Raw genomic sequence first — 16,146 nt, forward strand, 5'->3', positions numbered from 1 at the left:
GATCTTTTGATCTTGACTGTTTAAGATCAAAAGATCGCAGCCTTCGGCAGCTCCTACTTGACCGGGCGGCTTCAGGCTTCGTCGTTGTAGACGAACTTGGGCATTTCCCAGTGGAAACGGATCGCCAGCAAACGCAGGAGGAAGCCGCCGAACAGCGTGATCAAAATCGCCTGTTCACCCGGCAGATTCAGGTATAGACAGAGCATGTAGCACCATGCCGCCGCAAACGAGACGCTGGCGTACAGCTCACGACGGAAGATCAGCGGAATGTCGTTACAGAAGATGTCCCGCAGAATGCCGCCAAACACGCCCGTGATCACCCCGCTAACGGATGCGACCAACATGCCATGGCCCATTTCCAGAGCGGTCATGCAGCCAATCAGGGTGAATGCCACCAGCCCCACGGCGTCGAGCACCAGAAACAGCGAGCGCAGATGGCGCATCCAGCGCGCAGTGAACACGGTGAACATCGCTGCAACAGTTGTCAGGACCAGATATTCCGGGTGCTTGACCCACGTCAGCGGGTAGTGGCCGAGCAGCACGTCCCGCACCGAACCGCCACCCAGCGCCGTGACGCACGCGATCAGCACCACACCAAACCAGTCCATCCCGCGACGGCCGGCAGACAGGGCGCCGGTCATGGCTTCGGCGGTGATGGCGATCAGGTAGAGCATCAGCAACATGGTGGCGGTCCTTGCAAAAAGGCGCGCAGTCTACTCACTTTCACAATGACAACACATCCCATGTAGGAGCTGCCGCAGGCTGCGATCTTTTGATTTTGCTTTTGAAAGCAGATCAAAGGATCGCAGCCTGCGGCAGCTCCTACATTAGGAATGTGGGCCGTATCAGAACTTGATGAAATGCTGGCGGTAGTGCTGCAACTCGGCGATCGATTCGCGGATATCGTCCAGCGCCAGGTGGGTGCTGCCCTTCTTGAAGCTGTCGCGCACGTCCGGTGCCCATCGCGCGGCCAACTCTTTGAGCGTGGACACGTCGAGGTTGCGGTAATGGAAATAGCTTTCCAGGGATTTCATGTGCGTATAAAGGAAGCGACGGTCCTGGCAAATGCTGTTGCCACAGATCGGCGACTTGCCCTTCGGCACCCACTTCTCCAGGAACGCGATGGTCTCTGCTTCGGCTTCGGCCATGCTGATGCGGCTGTCGCGCACGCGCTGGGTCAGGCCCGAGTTGCCGTGGGTGCGGGTGTTCCACTCGTCCATGCGGGCGAGAACTTCGTCGCTGTGGTGGATAGCGATCACCGGGCCCTCGGCCAGGGTGTTCAGGTCACTGTCGGTGACGATGGTGGCCATTTCGATGATGACGTCGTTTTCCGGATCCAGACCGGTCATTTCCAGGTCGATCCAGATCAGGTTCTGCGAATTTTGCATGTGTCGGCTCCTAGGCAATGCTGCGCAGTTTAGCCTAGGCCGGTGGCCGGGCGTGCTAAACTCGCGGCCGTTTTACCTAATCGCTGCATTCTTGATACGGAACACCCATGGCCAAACGCCAACTCAATCGTCGTCAAAACTGGCGCATCGAAAAGATTCAGGGCGAGCGCGCTGCCCGCGCCGCCAAACGCGAGTCCTCGGCCGTCGAGGCACTTGAGGGTGGCGACCTGGGTCCGGAACAACACGGTCTGGTGATCGCGCACTTCGGTGTGCAGGTCGAAGTCGAGGCCCGCGATGGCGAGCTGGCCGGCCAGGTGTTCCGTTGCCACCTGCGCGCCAACCTGCCGGCGCTGGTGACCGGTGATCAGGTTGTCTGGCGTGCCGGCAACCAAGGCATCGGCGTGATCGTGGCGCAGCTGCCGCGCAACACCGAGCTGTGCCGCCCGGACAGTCGTGGCCAGCTCAAGCCGGTGGCCGCCAACGTCGACATGATCGTCATCGTGTTTGCGCCCCTGCCCGAGCCCCACGCCAACCTGATCGACCGCTACCTCGTAGCCGCCGAACACGCCGGCATCAAGCCGTTGCTGCTGCTGAACAAGTTCGACTTGATCGATGAGCACAATGCGCCGGCGCTGAATGCCCTGCTGGCGGTTTACCGCACGCTCGGCTACCCGGTGCTCGAAGTGTCGGCTCACCACGGCAACGGCATGGAGCAACTGCAGAAGCAACTGGACGGGCGTATCAGCGTGTTCGTCGGTCAGTCCGGCGTCGGCAAGTCGTCGCTGGTCAACAGCTTGCTGCCGGAAGTCGAAACCCGCGTCGGCCCGCTGTCCGAGCTGTCCGGCCAGGGCACTCACACCACTACCACCGCGCGCCTGTTCCACTTCCCTGGTGGCGGTGAGCTGATCGACTCCCCGGGCATCCGCGAGTTCGGTCTGGGCCACGTCAGCCGTGCCGACGTCGAGGCCGGCTTCATCGAGTTCAACGATTTGCTCGGTACGTGTCGTTTCCGGGACTGCAAGCACGACCGTGAACCTGGTTGCGCCCTGCTCAAAGCTTTGGAAGATGGCCGCGTGCAGCAGCAACGGATGAACAGCTACCGCTCGATCATCGCCAGCCTGCCGGAAAACGGCTACTAAACAGGCCCGCCCACCGCTCCGAACAATCGGGGCGGTGGGTTGCCGGTTCTACTGTTTAATTCCCCTGCCCGCTAAACATCAGACCTTTCTGTAAGGCGCATACACGCGCACTTGTAGGGCATTTCTCTTTAACGCCCAACCCCTTGTAGCCGCCAGCCATTGGCCTAAGTTCAAACCCTCTTCGCACTCCAGCGACACCGAGGGAAAACTTTTGCAAACCTACCATTTGTTCATCAGCCATTCGTGGAACTACCCTCTCGCCCACGACAATCTCGTGCGCTTGCTCAATGCGCAGCCGGGTTTCACCTACAAGAATTTTTCGGTGCCGCCCGACAACCCGATTGTCGGCGCCAAAACCGACAAACAACTCGAAGAAGCCCTCGAAAACAAGATTCGCCCGTGCTCGGCAGTGCTGATCATGGCTGGCATGTATTCCACTTACAGCAAGTGGATCAATAAGGAAATCGAGATCGCCAAGCGCATGGGCAAGGTGATCATCGCCATTAAGCCGTTCGGTGCCGAGCGGATTTCCACGGTGGTCCGCAACGCGGCGCACGCCGAGTGCGCCTGGAACACCAAAAGCATCGTCAATGCCATTCGCCTGCACACGGCGGTGTAACCATGCGCAAGGGACTGTTCATCGGCATCAACGACTACACCCACGTTTCGCGCTTGAGCGGTTGCTGCAATGACGCCATGGCCATGGCGTCGGTACTGAAGACCGACGCCAACGGCGACCCGAACTTCAAGAACATCGTGCTGACTTCAGCCGAGGACTACCTGAGCCGGGAAAAACTCGAAGACCAGATTCGCGAGCTGTTTTCCGGTGACTGCAATGTGGCGCTGCTGTATTTCGCCGGCCACGGCAGCTTCGATGGCGACACCGACGAAGGCATGTTGATCCCGCAGGATTACCGCAGCGCCAAGGACGGGATTCGCCTCAGCGACATCCTCAACTGGGCGAGCAAAGCCACCAGGATCAAAAACAAAGTGATCATTCTCGACTGCTGCCAGAGCGGATCAGCCGGAGAACAACGCGCCTTGCGCAGTGAAGGCAGCGTGGTAAGCGAAGGCATGACCATTCTCACCGCGTGCAAAAAGGAAGAGGCGGCGATGGAAGGCGGGCAGCACGGCGTGTTCACCGGGCTATTACTCCAGGCCTTGCACGGCGGCGCCGCGAATATCCTCGGCAAGATCACCCCCGGCAGCCTCTATTCGTTTGTCGACAACGCCCTCGATGCCTGGGAACAGCGTCCGGTGTTCAAGACCAACGTGTCGCAGTTCATTTCCCTGCGCGAAGTGTCGCCCCTTATCCCCAAGGAAATACTGCGCAAGCTGCCCGAATGGTTTGCCGAAGCGGAATCGGTGTACCCCCTCGCCCCCAGCTTCGAGCCCACCGAACCCGAGTACAACCCGGAGCACGGCGAGGTCTTTGCGCAACTGCAAAAGTGCAACCGCCACAGCCTCATCGAACCGGTGGAGGCCGAGCACATGTATTACGCCGCCATTCACTCCACCGGTTGCCGCCTCACCGCACTCGGTGCCTATTACCGCGAACTCGCCATCAAGGGACATTTCTGATGCCAGTGTTTATCAGCTACCGCCACATGGATCGCGCCTATGCGATCAACATCAACACACGCCTGATCCAAGCCAACATCAAAACCTACCTCGATGTGCTGGACGCCGAATCCCAGACCACCGACGACATCACCGGGGTCATCACCCGCAACATCAGCGAATGCACGCACTTGCTGGCCGTGGTCTCGGAAAAAACCGCACTGTCGTGGTGGGTGCCGTTCGAAATCGGCGAGGCGACCATCACCAACCGACGCATCTGTTCGTTCAAGACCGGCCCGACAGAACTGCCGCTGTACCTCGATAAATGGCCGAAGCTGAGCAGTGATCGGGACATCGAGTTTTTTATTGATGCGTATCGCAATGAATCGACGCTCAAGCGCTCGATGTCGCTGGAGTCGGTGACGGGCAGTGAGTCTGTGCGCAGCGTCAACAGGACGAATGCCGATCGGTTCCATACGGACCTCAAGTCCAGAATCATCCGCGGTTTTTAACAGTCTGCGCGCACAAAAAAGCCGACATTGCTGTCGGCTTTTTTGCACAAAACTGAAGCTGCCCGCCAGTCTTTCGACCTAGACCACTTGCACATTCTGAGCAGTGCTGGCCACGCCATGACAACCACAGGCCAGGAGATGGCCCTCCAATACAACCGGAATGCCATTCATACGCCGGCGCGGATGCCCTTCGACGAAGGCATACTCGCCCAGATGCAACGGGCAGTAAGCCTTGTCGCCCAACACCGCCGGGGTTTTTCCATTGAGGGTATGCGTGCCTTCGAGCTGGCAGGAAACCACGCTGCCGCTGCTGCTGATAGCGTCGCCCAGGCAAATGGGATTTTTCATGCTTTATCTCCCGGCATGCGAAACCTGAACGGATCAACGCCGTGGGTTTGCTGGTTTTTTGCTTTGCGGGCTTCGTCTGGCGGGCGGACCATTTGCACGGTGACGCTGCCGTCCTCGCCGGTGTACACCACCGCGCTGACACCACCGTCCTGATAGCTGGCAATCGTGGCGAGGTTGATTTCGACCAGGGCGCTACTGACGCCGGTGTTGCCCAGGCGCCGACCGATGTCGTAGCCCTCGTCGACATTGCCCAGTTCGAGGCCGGCGCCATCGACATTGAGGCCATGCAGCGCGATGGTCAGGGCGATTTCGACAGGGGTGTTGTCGGTGCTGTCGTAGAACACCCGAGCCGGTTTTTCACCCTCGGGCAGGGTTTCCACTGCCTTTACCCAGCCTGCTTGCAGCGCCTTGGCTCGTAGCGCGGGTTTGAGCGGTTTGCCGTTGTCGTCATGCATCGAGACTTTGATCGGGCGATGCAGGTAGCCCAGGACCGGGGCTTTATCGAACTCCCGCACTTGGTGTTCGGCCCAGCGCACCGGTAGCCATGCGGAGGGTTCGAAATGGCCGGGGCCTCGGTTGCTCAGGGTTTGCCAAAGGGTGGGGAGTTGTGACTGCCAGTAGGTGGAGGACATGGTGGTGATAGGGCGAATGTAACCTGTATTGCCTTTGGCACGTTCACTCTCTTTATACCAATCAAGAAATGCATCATCACGACTCCAGTAGAACGCCCACAACTTGCCCATGTCAGTGTTTGTGTTCTGGTTGTCTTCCGAGTCTTGGGTGGCAAAAGGACGAATATAGCGGTCAACTCTATCCGAACGGGTAACCAGCAGACCGGTCATGCTTTCGTACACCGTTGGCACAGCATGGACATTTTGCAGCCCCGGTGTGCCGGCCACGCGATAGCCGTTTCGAGTGACATCGCCGTCTCGACTAACGATCAGCGCCTGCGGCATCTGTGGGCTGTCATCAAAGAACTCAAATAGACGTTCGATCATGCCCTGGGCGTGAGTGGTATTGTCTGCGCTTTGCCATAGGAAAAGCGTTACACCCAAAGTAGCGGCATTGCGTCCACTGAGAATAGTGTTTGGGGCACCGGCGTCCTCAGGCTGCTTGGGCGGAGCTATCGCAAACACTGGAATTGGCCAATATGCCACTGAATCAGTAGCTGAGTGCTTAAACGCGACGCGTATGTTGATTTTTTGAGTAATTTCTCGAAAGCTCACTGAAGTGTCGTAATCCTTGGGGTTTCGCGAATAGATCGAGGTGAAGTTGCTGTTGGTCTTTTTGATTTCTCGCCAAATTGAAGATTGATGCCAATTATCAACAGCAAGCCCAGTACCCCGTATTTCGAATGCATAAGTACGCTCCTGGGTAGCGACGTGCTCAGCTCTTTCAGCCATGACTTTTGATTTGTAGGCCTCAAGCTCTGCCTCTTCGTAAGCTTCGATCTTGCCGATCCAGTGGAAGCTGTAGATCAACGTTAACGTGCCAAAAATACTCGCGATTCCCCAACGCAAAACGCTATCCACGCCCCTGAGTTCCCTATTTTCGGTTTGAGCTATGTAGTTGATGAACAACAAAAAACCGATCCAAGTGGCTATCATTATCCCGGCTGCCCAAAGATAACCCTTCAGCCGCGGTCGCTGTGATTTGCCCTGCCAGCGATTCCTCATGGTTGTACTCCTTTTCCCAAAGCAGCCATCACCAGTTGCGGCGGTGTCAGCGAAACCAATTCGGTTGAAGGAAACCTACCCCAGTCGTAATACAGATAGCAGGCCTCGACCAGCGCTTTAGTCCCTGCACTAAGCTGCGACCAACCTTCCATTTTCATGACCTTATCGAATCGCTCCTCATCCATCTTCCAATCCGCAATCGCCACCAACACCTCCCGCATCACCGGATCATCCAGACACTTGGCCTGCCCAATCGCAACATCCATCGCCGTGACCCAGCGATGGTTCTCCGGGCTACGCAATACAGCCGAGTGATAGCTGTTGTCAGTCCATTCCTTCTGGTCAACCTGCATGCGCGCACGGATTTCGTTTGGGGTTTCCTCGCGGTAGATGCGGTAGTGGTCCTTACGATTGAGCATCGGGTTGCCGGACACTGGCGTCTGGCGCAGGGCCCGGGTCTGGTCGTCGGGCTCTTTGCCGTGATTCCAGCGAATAAGCCCTTCGTCCAGGTCGAGTCGCTTTTCGCTGTTGGTCACATAAATCCATTTGAAAGAGGCGCCGGGGTTGCCCAAGGCAGCGTTTTGCGACACCGCATCCGGTCGATCCTTTCCTGGCTGATGGGTAGACCCCGTCACGGCTTCGCCACCGAACATCTGCGGTGCGTGGGCTGGGTACAGTTGTTCGGCGTTGATGGTGCGTTGCTGGCCTTCACGGATCCCTGTTTGCGAGGCTATCGCTGCAACCGAGCCGCCACCGGGATAGCGCGGCTCGCCTTCGACGCGTGTGAAGTCCGCTTGCGGCGGCTTGCCCACCAGCACCGGTTCGCCGTCACGCAGGCGCTTGGTCCACAGGCGCTGGTAGAAACGCATCGTCTGCAACGCGGTCATGGCCGGCTGGCCATCGGGCAACTCGTCCGGCACGCCGTAAGTACCGATGCCTTGCACATCATCCAGCGCCACGGTGGTGTCGTCCGGGCAGAAATACAGGTACACCTTGCCGCGGTTGTCGCGCTCGGGAAACACCAGGGTTTTCCCGTCTGCACCCAGACGCTGGCCTTGTTCGGGTGACCAGCGCGGCCCCGTGCGACCGCCATAACCCGGCAGGCCACAGCGCAGGGTGCTGAGGGGTGGCTGCGCATGGGGGGATTGAGTGATGTGTTGCACGATGTCGATCAGGGTTTGCAGGGTTCGCAAATTTTTCGGCGTGGCATCCGGCAGTACCGAATAGGGCGAGGCCACCATGATGGCGCAGTCGGCGCAGCGTTCACCGCGATCCACCAGCATGGCCTGGGCGAGCAGGGTGATCAGCGTGCCCTGGCTGTGCCCCATGATGGTGATGGTCTCGTCGGGTGAGACGCGGCGGATCTCGCTGACCAGCATCGCCAGCCGGGTCGCGGCCAGCACGAAATACCGTCGATGCGGTGCCTTACCCATGTACAGGGAGTTGGGCATGGTGGGTTGAACCCAATGGCGCAGCCATTTGGCGAAGCCTTCTTCGTACATCTCCAACAAATTGTTGGTGGCGTTAGCGAAAAATCCACCGCCCTTGGCGAAGTGACGATCCAGACGGTTGTCAAATTTGTCCAGAATTGATCGCGCAACCGGGCCGGATCGCCATTTTTATCGCGTTTGATTTCGACGGGTTCGGCCCGATAGCCCCAATAAAACGGAATCAACAGGCTGCGGGCCTTGGAATCCTCGGTATCGCGCTGGTAGAGGTAAGTATCCGGATCGTCGAGTATTTGCCCCTCGTTGTCCTTCCACGCCTTCCTGGGCGTACTGTTAGCCTCGTTGTACTTGGCCCCATACCGCCCCGCCTTCAGATCCCGCCTATCCAGCCGCTCATTCACCCCCTGGCATAACCCAGTCTCCACCGACTCATAAGACGCCCCGGGGTCATTCACGCCGTGCAGGAAAATCACCACGCCTGGCAGGTCTCGCGGCACAGCAATGTTGCGATCCGTGAATCTATTCGGCAGCAAACGACTCGTATCGGTGGCGATCACTGTGTCCGTATAGCTCATGCTTTCCATATCCTTTTGAAATCATGCTCCTCTTGCTGATCCACAGAGGAGCAGTCCTTTTACTGAGAGGTTTCAATAGTCGGTTCGTATTGATCCAGCGGGTTCATGACCCACGTTTCATCGGCGTACTTGATTTTCAGGTTTTGCAGGGCGGCATCCGTGCTTTTGCCATGCAGGTTGTTGTCGTAGATCACTGGTTGACACTTTCCTTGGCTTGCGTCGGTACGGGCTTCTGGTCCGATGCGGGGGTCAGGGCTTTGGGAAAACCTCAAGATTGGCGAGCTGCATCTCTGCTCGCAGGAGCGACTCGGTTAAACCATCGGCACCTGTAATGCCTTGCACCAGGCTGCCGTCTTCCAGGGCGATTTTGTAGGGTTGGCCTTGAACGATTGTGGTTGGATCATCTTGGTAGTGCAGTCGATGCCGTTGGTCCGCTCCGTCCCGACCGAAAACAGGAATGGCAGCACTGTCGGTCTTCGGCCCCACCCAGTCATGCTCGCTGGCATGCACAATGGCCTTGCCCTGCGTACCGATCTCGATCCCGCCGCCGATCCTGATGTAGCTGCCGTCATCGGCCACCAGGCGGATGGTGGGGGCGGTGATGAGCACTTCGCCTTCGGTCGCTGACAGGTGCAGGTTCTTTTGCGCGTTGAGCACCAGGTCGTCGTCCTGGGCCTGCACCAGCACCTTGCCGCGATTGGCGATGGCGCTGATGCCCTCATCCTGGGCGAAGGCGCTGATCCCTTTGCCGGCTTGCAGGCGCATGGCCGCGCCGCTACTCAGCTGCAAGTGATCCTGCGCGGTGGTGTCATAATTTTCACCGGCGTAATGCACCTGTGAACGCGGCGTGGCGCTGACGATGCCCGCCTCAGACGCTACCGCGACCACCGGTTCGCCCGGACTGTTGCTGGTCGGTGCAGGCCATTGACTCAACGACTGGCGCAACGCCTCGATGCCCTGGGTGTCGATTTTCGGGCTGCCACGGGCAGCGGCGGTCTGGCCGAGGGAGTGGAACAGCTCACCGCACTCGGCCAACAGCTTGAGCAGTTCTTCGCGGTCCAGTTGTGAACCCTGCGCATCGTGGCGAGCATAGGTGGTCAACAACAGCCCTTGAGCCGCCCGCAAGGCAATCGCGGCATCGCTGCGCAGTTCGGCGCCATGACCGCGCTCCTGGGCTCGCCCATCGGTTCGAGGTGTGGTGAGTTTGCCCAGGTTCAGCGCCGTGGCCTGATGGGACGTGGCCAGCCGAGCGCGCAGCGCGCCAGGGGTATCGTCGAAGAGCAACTCGTTGAAGCCCCTGCCTTGATGCTCCTGGGTCTGGATCCCCGACAACGTTCGATTGCCCGGCAAACCCGCCGCGTTACTGAAATGCGGGGGGAAATGATCGGCGTTGTAGAGCACTGAAGTCACAAGGGGCCGGTCGATGTCACCACCGAGGAAAGTCACCAGCACTTCCTGGCCGATGCGCGGCAAAAACTGATGACCGAAGCCTGCGCCAGCACTGGGCATCGCGACCCTTAGCCAGGTCGTAGCCTGTGCCGGGTCGTGCCTGCGTTGCCAATGGAAACGAACTTGTATGCGCGCCATCTCGTCGGTAAAAACCTCTTCACCTTCGGGGCCGACCACAATGGCGGTGAGCGGCCCGGAAATCGTCGGCCGCGGGGAAACGATCGGTGGGCGATACGCAATCTTGTGGCGGATGCAGACGAAACTGTTGTCGTAGTTCGCCGGTTGATCCGTCAGGTAGTTGTTGTGACCTTGGTGCTCTACCTTAAGCAGGAGGAACTGGCGATCCTCCACGGGATCACGATCGTGATCGAAGTGTTGGGTCAGTTCGAAGGTGTAACCCGGCAGCAGGGCGCGACAGTTGCTCGAACCTTTGAACGTCTTGCCCTGTACCTCCAGGGCTTCGAGTCGATGCCGCACCAGCGCTTCGCCATCCGCGGGCTTACCGTGGCTGTAATGACCGGGAAAGTCGTAGATCTCGTAGGCGGGGACATCGCCTTGGGCGTTGAGGCTGGGCATGCTGACCGGCAGCGGATTGCGCGGTTGCCTGTAATCGAATGTCTGGATGGCCATCTTGCCGGACTGCAAAATCCGATGGCTGCTCCATTGGGTGATCGAGTCGGCGGACTCGGTGATAGACGCGCTGTGGTAGCGGATGCGGGGTTGTTGTATTAACGGCTCAAGGTTGCGGGAGTGGTCGCAGATGATCAGGCGGTGTTCTTCCTTCGTATGAGCGAAATAGAAGAACAGCCCTTCACGTTCCAGCAGGCGCAAGACGAAATCCAGATCGCTTTCGCGGTATTCCGTGATGTAGCTGTGGGACTTGGGCGGCTGCTCCAGTCGGAAATCAAACGTGGGCAGCACACCATAGTGGGCGAACACCGTGCGCAGGATATCTTCGCTGGTCTGGTCCTGAAAGATCCGCGAGTCGAAGCGTCGCGACAGCATCCACAGCCAAGGGCTCAAGGTGGCCGAATAGTAAGCCAGGCCACCGTCACTTTTCTGCAGGCTGAATCGGCTGATAAAACCGTGAATGTAACGCGCATCACCGCCCGCCAATTCAATGTCGAGTGACGCCGGTTGCCCGATCAGTGACTTGAGCTCCAGTCGTGCATCCTGACTGATCAGCGACAACTCGAAACTGAAGAGTGTCGACACACCCTCCGAGCCGGAAAATCGCTCGAGCAGCAGCTCCTGCTGGCTTGCAATCGGGGCGGTGAACTTGATCAGGCGTCGGTTCTGCGGGGCAAATACTGTTGTTAGTTCCATTAACAAACTTCCTGCGGCATAAACGGCCAGAGCTCGATCAATGAGCAATGCGTTGGTGGTTCTCAAGCACAGGAATTAAGACGTCTAGGAAATAGCTTGTATGTAGGAGGCTTCCTTTTTTAGATGCAGATTTGTCCGCACAATCGCGATCGACTGGGTGGCTCTGAAAGTTTGGGGGGGGCGACGGTAAATACGTGGGTACTGGGGGAGTCCTGAACAGGAGTAAACCTATTCAGGACTCGACATCACGGCTTGGGCGCTTCAGCCGGTTTGGCGGGCTCAGCCGGTTTCGGCGCCGGATCCTCAAACAGGTTCAACCGCTCACGAAGCTCGTGGGCCGGAAGCGGCTCCTTGTCCGCCGGCAGCGCATTCGGGTCGACCGGTGCAGCCGGTGTGGCGCTTGGCGCGGCCGAACCTTGCGGTGCATCCGGTGCAGGCTCTGCACCTTGCGAGCCTTCGATCGCCCGCTGGGCTTTCTTGGTCAGTACCACGATGTCGATTCGGCGGTTGACTGGGTTGAACGGATGCTCGCGGTCGAACAGGGCCGACGAGGCATAACCGACCACCCGCGCCACCTGACCGTCCGGATAGCTGCCCGCCACCAGTGCACGACGTGCAGCGTTGGCACGGTTGGCCGACAGCTCCCAGTTACCGAAATCGCCCTGACCGGTGTACGGCTTGGCATCGGTATGGCCGCTGATGCTGATCTTGTTCGGCACCGCTTTGATGGTGTCAGCCATGGCCAGCAGGATGTCTTCGAAATACGGTTTCAGACGGGCCGAGCCGGAATCGAACATCGGCCGGTTTTCGGCGTCCACGATCTGGATGCGCAAACCGTCCGGGGTGATCTCGAACATGATCTGGTCTTTGAATTTCTGCAGCTGCGGGTTCTCTTCAACCTTGTTCTGCAATTCTTGCAGCAGCAGTTCGAGGCGTTCCTTCTCGACCATTTCGGCCATGCCTTCGACCTGTTCGGCGTCGACAGTGACCTTGTCCGGTTGCGGCTGGGATTTCACCTCAGGGTTGAGGGTGTTTTCCGGCGCCAGGGTCGGCGTACCGCCCAGGTCGATGATGTACGGCGTGCCGCTTTCGGAAAAGCCGATCGGGTCTTTGAAGTAACCGGCGATGGCGATCTTCTGTTCCGGTGTTGCCGTGGACAGCAGCCACAACACCAGGAAGAACGCCATCATCGCCGTGGCGAAGTCGGCGAAGGCGATTTTCCAGGCGCCCCCGTGATGCCCGCCGGCGATGCGCTTGACGCGCTTGATGATTATCGGCTGATTGTTTTCCATAACTTAACGACCACGAACCGCTTGTTCCAGCTCGGCGAAGCTTGGACGGTGCGCCGGGTACAGAACCTTGCGCCCGAACTCCACGGCCAGCGACGGCGGCATGCCGGAAGCCGAAGCCACCAGCGAGGCCTTGATGGCTTCGTAGACATTCAGCTCTTCCTTGGCGTCGTGGGCCAGGGAATGGGCCAGTGGGCCGAAGAAGCCGTAGGCCGCAAGAATACCGAAGAAGGTACCCACCAGGGCCGCACCGACGTGCAGGCCGATGGACTTCTGGTCGCCCTCACCCAGGGAGGCCATGGTCACCACGATACCCAATACCGCCGCGACAATACCGAAACCGGGCATGGCGTCGGCGATGCCGTTCACCGCGTGGGACGGGTGCTCAAGGTCTTCCTTGAGGCTGTACAGCTCCATGTCGAACAGGCCTTCCAGCTCGTGGGGAGCCATGTTGCCGGAGGACATGATGCGCAAGTAATCGCAGATGAACGCGGTCATGCGCTCGTCTTTAAGGACCGTCGGGTACTTGGCGAAGATCGGGCTCGCTGCGGCATCTTCAATATCGCCTTCGATGGCCATCATGCCTTCGCGGCGGCTCTTGTTGAGGATCTCGTAAATCAGACCCAGCACTTCAAGGTAGAAGGCGTGCGTGAAACGCGAACCAAACATGCTCAGGGATTTCTTGAGCACGTGCATGGTCATGTAGCCGGGGTTGGCCTGCAGGAATGCACCGAGGGCCGCACCACCGATGATCAATACCTCGAAAGGCTGGATCAGGGCGGCAATTTTGCCGTGGGAGAGCACGTATCCGCCGAGCACGCTCGCGAATACGACGATGATGCCGATTATTTTAGCCATAGGTAGGAGAGCACTTACTGAGTCGGGTTCAAGGTCATATTCGGAAGTTAAAAAATCTCTTCTTCTACTTATCGGCAAAACTGCGCCAGACTATAGCCAGTTCAGGCGAAAAGCCACTTCGACCCACTCCGGGCCCCGTTAATGCTGAAGATGATCGCCTCCAGACATGGTTAACGAAACGAACGTCCCGACGCAAAAACCGACCACTCTCCAAGGCTGGGTCAAGCTTCTGGATGGCGTACGCCTGCCGGTTCCGCAGGCCAGTCACGACCGAGTCTGCCGGGCAATCCGCGACAGCCGCAGCTCGCTGCGCGACATCGCCGATTTGATGCAGGACAGCCCGGCCCTGGCCTTGAGCGTCATTCGCGAAGCCAATCGGCACACCCATGGCAGCATGACCGAACCGGCGGAAAACCTTGAGGTGGCGATCAATCGCCTCGGTTTGAAACGCACGGAGGAATTGCTCGAACGCTTGCCCGCCCAGCCCATGGCCGAGATCCCCAAAGCCCTGCGGCAACTACAACTGATCAGCCAACATGCGACGCAACAGGCCAACGGCTTTTTCGCCAACCGCCTCGCGCGCCTGTGGCAGGACATTCACTGGGGCAGCCTGCTGTTTCTGTCACCACTGTGGCCGCTGGCGCTGACGCACCCGCAATTGCTCGAAGAGTGGGAACTGCGGGTCATCCATAAAGGCGAATCGGCGCTCAAAGTCGAAAAACAATTGTTTGGTACGCGCCTGTTGGAAATCGGCCTGGCCCTGGTGGATGTCTGGCGCCTGCCGATTTGGGTGCAGCAAGGTTATAAACTGCTGCTGACCGAGCAGCGGGAACTGGTCAAGGTCCTGCGCATTGCCCGTGACAGTGATCATCCGTTGCGTCAACAAAACCGCCTGGATGACGATCCAACGTTACGCCGCTGGCTCAACCAGCCCGCCAACACGGTGCTGCTGGCCAATGGGCTGGCGCTTTCGGCACAACAGGCCTGGGACAGCCCGCACAGCGAGCGCTGGCAGTTCCTGACCAGCCTTTACCTGCAAATGCCGATGGACGAAGTCCAACAACAACTGCACCAGCAGGCTGCCAACAGCGCCCGCCATCACGCCATGCCCGACCTCTGGCACCCCGCCGTTGCACTGCTCTGGCCGTGGGGCACGAACCGCGTTCACGCCGGCCTGCTTCCAGCCCCGGCGCCGACCGCCGAAGACCTGGCAAAGTGGCGCCGACAGTGTGCCGAATTGCTGATCGAGCCGAGCCGCTTCACCAACGCCATGCACTTGACCACCTCGGCCCGAGACGCACTGGTCGCGTGCGGCATGCGCCGGGTGATGATCCTGATGGCTGATCGCACCCACGCCAATCTGCGGGTGCACCAGACCGCCGGGTTGCCCAAAGAAGCGGCCGGATTGAATTTCGTGGTCAATCAAAGCAGCGTCCTGCAACGCCTGCTCGCGCAACAGGCCCAGGTGCGCCTGACGCCAGAAAACAACGCACAATTTACCGCACTGCTGCCCAACGGCCTGCGCTCACAGTTTAACGGCGAGCATCTGTTACTGCGTTCACTGGTCAACAACGGCCGGGTGATCATGATTGTCGTGGCGGATCAGGGCGGCGGTCCCTTTTCGGAAATCACCGTACAAGCCTTCGGCAAAACCGCGCAATGCATCGAGAAAGCCCTGCACAGCTTTAGCCACCGCGGCCAGTAAGGCTGCGTTACAATCTTCCCTTTTTGTGCCCTGGAGACCTCACATGTCTGACTTCTCTGGCTTGCCGCTGGTGATCGAGCCGAGCGACTTGCTCCCTCGCCTCGACGCCCGCGAGCTGATCCTGGTGGACCTGACCAGCAGCGCCCGCTACACCGAAGGGCATATTCCCGGTGCACGTTTTGTCGACCCTAAACGTACCCAACTCGGTCAGGCACCTGCGCCGGGACTGATGCCACCGCAGGCAGCACTTGAAGCGCTGTTTGGCGAATTGGGACACAACCCCGACGCCGTTTACGTGGTGTATGACGACGAAGGCGGCGGTTGGGCCGGGCGCTTTATCTGGTTGCTGGACGTCATCGGCCACAGCAAATACCACTACATAGACGGCGGTTTGCCCGCTTGGCTGGCAGAAGGTTTGCCGATGTCGATCCAGATCCCGCCAACCGCAGGCGGTCCAGTTGCGCTGACATTGCATGACGAACCTACCGCTACTCGCGAGTACCTGCAAAGCCGTCTCGGCGCTGCTGACCTGGCGATCTGGGATGCGCGCGGGCCGCTGGAATATTCCGGTGAAAAAGTGCTCGCGGCCAAGGGAGGTCATATCCCCGGTGCGGTCAATTTCGAATGGACGGCAGGCATGGATAAGACGCGCCAATTGCGTATCCGCAGCGACATGCCGGCAATCCTTAAACAATTGGGCATCACGCCTGACAAAGAAATCATTACCCACTGCCAGACCCATCACCGGTCGGGCTTCACTTATCTGGTGGCCAAGTCCCTCGGTTATCCGCGGGTCAAAGGCTACGCCGGCTCCTGGGGCGAATGGGGAAATCACCCCGACACCCCCGTCGAGATTTAAGGTTTTTAAGGACA

General features: G+C 59.0%; 14 protein-coding genes and 1 pseudogene. 6 read left to right on the plus strand and 9 right to left on the minus strand.

Annotated elements, in window-relative coordinates; all coding sequences use genetic code 11:
- Nucleotides 1-71: 71 nt before the first annotated feature.
- Nucleotides 72-683 carry a trimeric intracellular cation channel family protein gene (locus KVG88_RS20440; protein ID WP_150705335.1) on the minus strand — a complete coding sequence of 204 codons (612 nt, stop codon included), beginning with the start codon at nucleotides 681-683 and terminating at the stop codon, nucleotides 72-74.
- A gap of 162 nt (nucleotides 684-845) precedes the next feature.
- Complete coding sequence (orn, locus tag KVG88_RS20445) at nucleotides 846-1,388, minus strand: oligoribonuclease (protein WP_150705334.1); 543 nt, start codon at nucleotides 1,386-1,388, stop codon at nucleotides 846-848.
- 107 nt (nucleotides 1,389-1,495) lie between these two features.
- Between orn and rsgA the strand changes: the two genes are divergently transcribed.
- The 4 genes from rsgA (at nucleotide 1,496) to KVG88_RS20465 (ending at nucleotide 4,599) form a co-directional block, all read left to right on the plus strand.
- Nucleotides 1,496-2,527 (plus strand): small ribosomal subunit biogenesis GTPase RsgA, encoded by a 1,032-nt coding sequence (gene rsgA / locus KVG88_RS20450; protein ID WP_008064125.1) that lies wholly within the window; start codon nucleotides 1,496-1,498, stop codon nucleotides 2,525-2,527.
- A 211-nt stretch (nucleotides 2,528-2,738) separates the two neighbouring features.
- The gene (locus KVG88_RS20455) at nucleotides 2,739-3,146 is read left to right on the plus strand and encodes a TIR domain-containing protein (protein ID WP_150705333.1); all 408 of its coding nucleotides are present in this window, start codon (nucleotides 2,739-2,741) and stop codon (nucleotides 3,144-3,146) included.
- Nucleotides 3,147-3,148: 2 nt separating this feature from the next.
- Nucleotides 3,149-4,108 carry a caspase family protein gene (locus KVG88_RS20460; protein ID WP_217872578.1) on the plus strand — a complete coding sequence of 320 codons (960 nt, stop codon included), beginning with the start codon at nucleotides 3,149-3,151 and terminating at the stop codon, nucleotides 4,106-4,108.
- A complete protein-coding gene (locus KVG88_RS20465) occupies nucleotides 4,108-4,599 on the plus strand; it encodes a toll/interleukin-1 receptor domain-containing protein (protein WP_150705331.1) in 492 nt (163 codons plus the stop codon). The genes KVG88_RS20460 and KVG88_RS20465 overlap by 1 nt, the downstream gene beginning before the upstream one ends.
- A 78-nt stretch (nucleotides 4,600-4,677) precedes the next feature.
- Here KVG88_RS20465 and KVG88_RS20470 read toward each other — a convergent pair whose 3' ends face one another.
- From KVG88_RS20470 to motA, 7 genes and pseudogenes are all read right to left on the minus strand, one after another.
- On the minus strand, nucleotides 4,678-4,947 hold the full coding sequence (locus tag KVG88_RS20470; RefSeq protein ID WP_150705330.1) for a PAAR domain-containing protein: 270 nt from the start codon (nucleotides 4,945-4,947) through the stop codon (nucleotides 4,678-4,680).
- Nucleotides 4,944-6,623 (minus strand): type VI lipase adapter Tla3 domain-containing protein, encoded by a 1,680-nt coding sequence (locus KVG88_RS20475; protein ID WP_217872579.1) that lies wholly within the window; start codon nucleotides 6,621-6,623, stop codon nucleotides 4,944-4,946. Before KVG88_RS20475 ends, KVG88_RS20470 begins: the two co-directional genes overlap by 4 nt.
- A pseudogene (locus KVG88_RS20480) lies at nucleotides 6,620-8,646 on the minus strand (T6SS effector phospholipase Tle3 domain-containing protein). The gene KVG88_RS20475 and the pseudogene KVG88_RS20480 overlap by 4 nt, the downstream one beginning before the upstream one ends.
- A gap of 59 nt (nucleotides 8,647-8,705) precedes the next feature.
- Nucleotides 8,706-8,840, minus strand: a complete 135-nt coding sequence (locus tag KVG88_RS31210; RefSeq protein ID WP_264084128.1) for a hypothetical protein — start codon at nucleotides 8,838-8,840, stop codon at nucleotides 8,706-8,708.
- A 55-nt stretch (nucleotides 8,841-8,895) separates the two neighbouring features.
- A complete protein-coding gene (locus tag KVG88_RS20485) occupies nucleotides 8,896-11,427 on the minus strand; it encodes a type VI secretion system Vgr family protein (protein WP_217872580.1) in 2,532 nt (843 codons plus the stop codon).
- Nucleotides 11,428-11,666: 239 nt separating this feature from the next.
- Nucleotides 11,667-12,713: a flagellar motor protein MotB gene (gene motB, locus KVG88_RS20490; RefSeq protein ID WP_217872581.1), complete on the minus strand. Its 1,047-nt coding sequence runs from the start codon at nucleotides 12,711-12,713 to the stop codon at nucleotides 11,667-11,669.
- A gap of 3 nt (nucleotides 12,714-12,716) precedes the next feature.
- The gene (gene motA / locus KVG88_RS20495; RefSeq protein ID WP_150704300.1) at nucleotides 12,717-13,568 is read right to left on the minus strand and encodes a flagellar motor stator protein MotA; all 852 of its coding nucleotides are present in this window, start codon (nucleotides 13,566-13,568) and stop codon (nucleotides 12,717-12,719) included.
- A 166-nt stretch (nucleotides 13,569-13,734) separates the two neighbouring features.
- Here motA and KVG88_RS20500 point away from each other — a divergent pair, with 166 nt between their 5' ends.
- Nucleotides 13,735-15,273: an HDOD domain-containing protein gene (locus tag KVG88_RS20500; protein WP_217872582.1), complete on the plus strand. Its 1,539-nt coding sequence runs from the start codon at nucleotides 13,735-13,737 to the stop codon at nucleotides 15,271-15,273.
- 43 nt (nucleotides 15,274-15,316) lie between these two features.
- Entirely contained in the window at nucleotides 15,317-16,132 is an 816-nt protein-coding gene (locus tag KVG88_RS20505) for a rhodanese-like domain-containing protein (protein WP_150704302.1), read from the plus strand.
- Nucleotides 16,133-16,146 lie beyond the last annotated feature (14 nt).

This window comes from Pseudomonas azerbaijanoccidentalis, from assembly GCF_019145495.1.
Classification (GTDB): Bacteria; Pseudomonadota; Gammaproteobacteria; order Pseudomonadales; family Pseudomonadaceae; genus Aquipseudomonas; species Aquipseudomonas azerbaijanoccidentalis.

Coding starts and splice junctions, on each gene's coding strand:
- KVG88_RS20440 (WP_150705335.1), bottom strand. CDS start 683: ATGTTGCTGATGCTCTACCTGATCGCCATCACCGCCGAAGCCATGACC.
- orn (WP_150705334.1), bottom strand. CDS start 1,388: ATGCAAAATTCGCAGAACCTGATCTGGATCGACCTGGAAATGACCGGT.
- rsgA (WP_008064125.1), top strand. CDS start 1,496: ATGGCCAAACGCCAACTCAATCGTCGTCAAAACTGGCGCATCGAAAAG.
- KVG88_RS20460 (WP_217872578.1), top strand. CDS start 3,149: ATGCGCAAGGGACTGTTCATCGGCATCAACGACTACACCCACGTTTCG.
- KVG88_RS20465 (WP_150705331.1), top strand. CDS start 4,108: ATGCCAGTGTTTATCAGCTACCGCCACATGGATCGCGCCTATGCGATC.
- KVG88_RS20470 (WP_150705330.1), bottom strand. CDS start 4,947: ATGAAAAATCCCATTTGCCTGGGCGACGCTATCAGCAGCAGCGGCAGC.
- KVG88_RS20475 (WP_217872579.1), bottom strand. CDS start 6,623: ATGAGGAATCGCTGGCAGGGCAAATCACAGCGACCGCGGCTGAAGGGT.
- motB (WP_217872581.1), bottom strand. CDS start 12,713: ATGGAAAACAATCAGCCGATAATCATCAAGCGCGTCAAGCGCATCGCC.
- motA (WP_150704300.1), bottom strand. CDS start 13,568: ATGGCTAAAATAATCGGCATCATCGTCGTATTCGCGAGCGTGCTCGGC.
- KVG88_RS20500 (WP_217872582.1), top strand. CDS start 13,735: ATGGTTAACGAAACGAACGTCCCGACGCAAAAACCGACCACTCTCCAA.
- KVG88_RS20505 (WP_150704302.1), top strand. CDS start 15,317: ATGTCTGACTTCTCTGGCTTGCCGCTGGTGATCGAGCCGAGCGACTTG.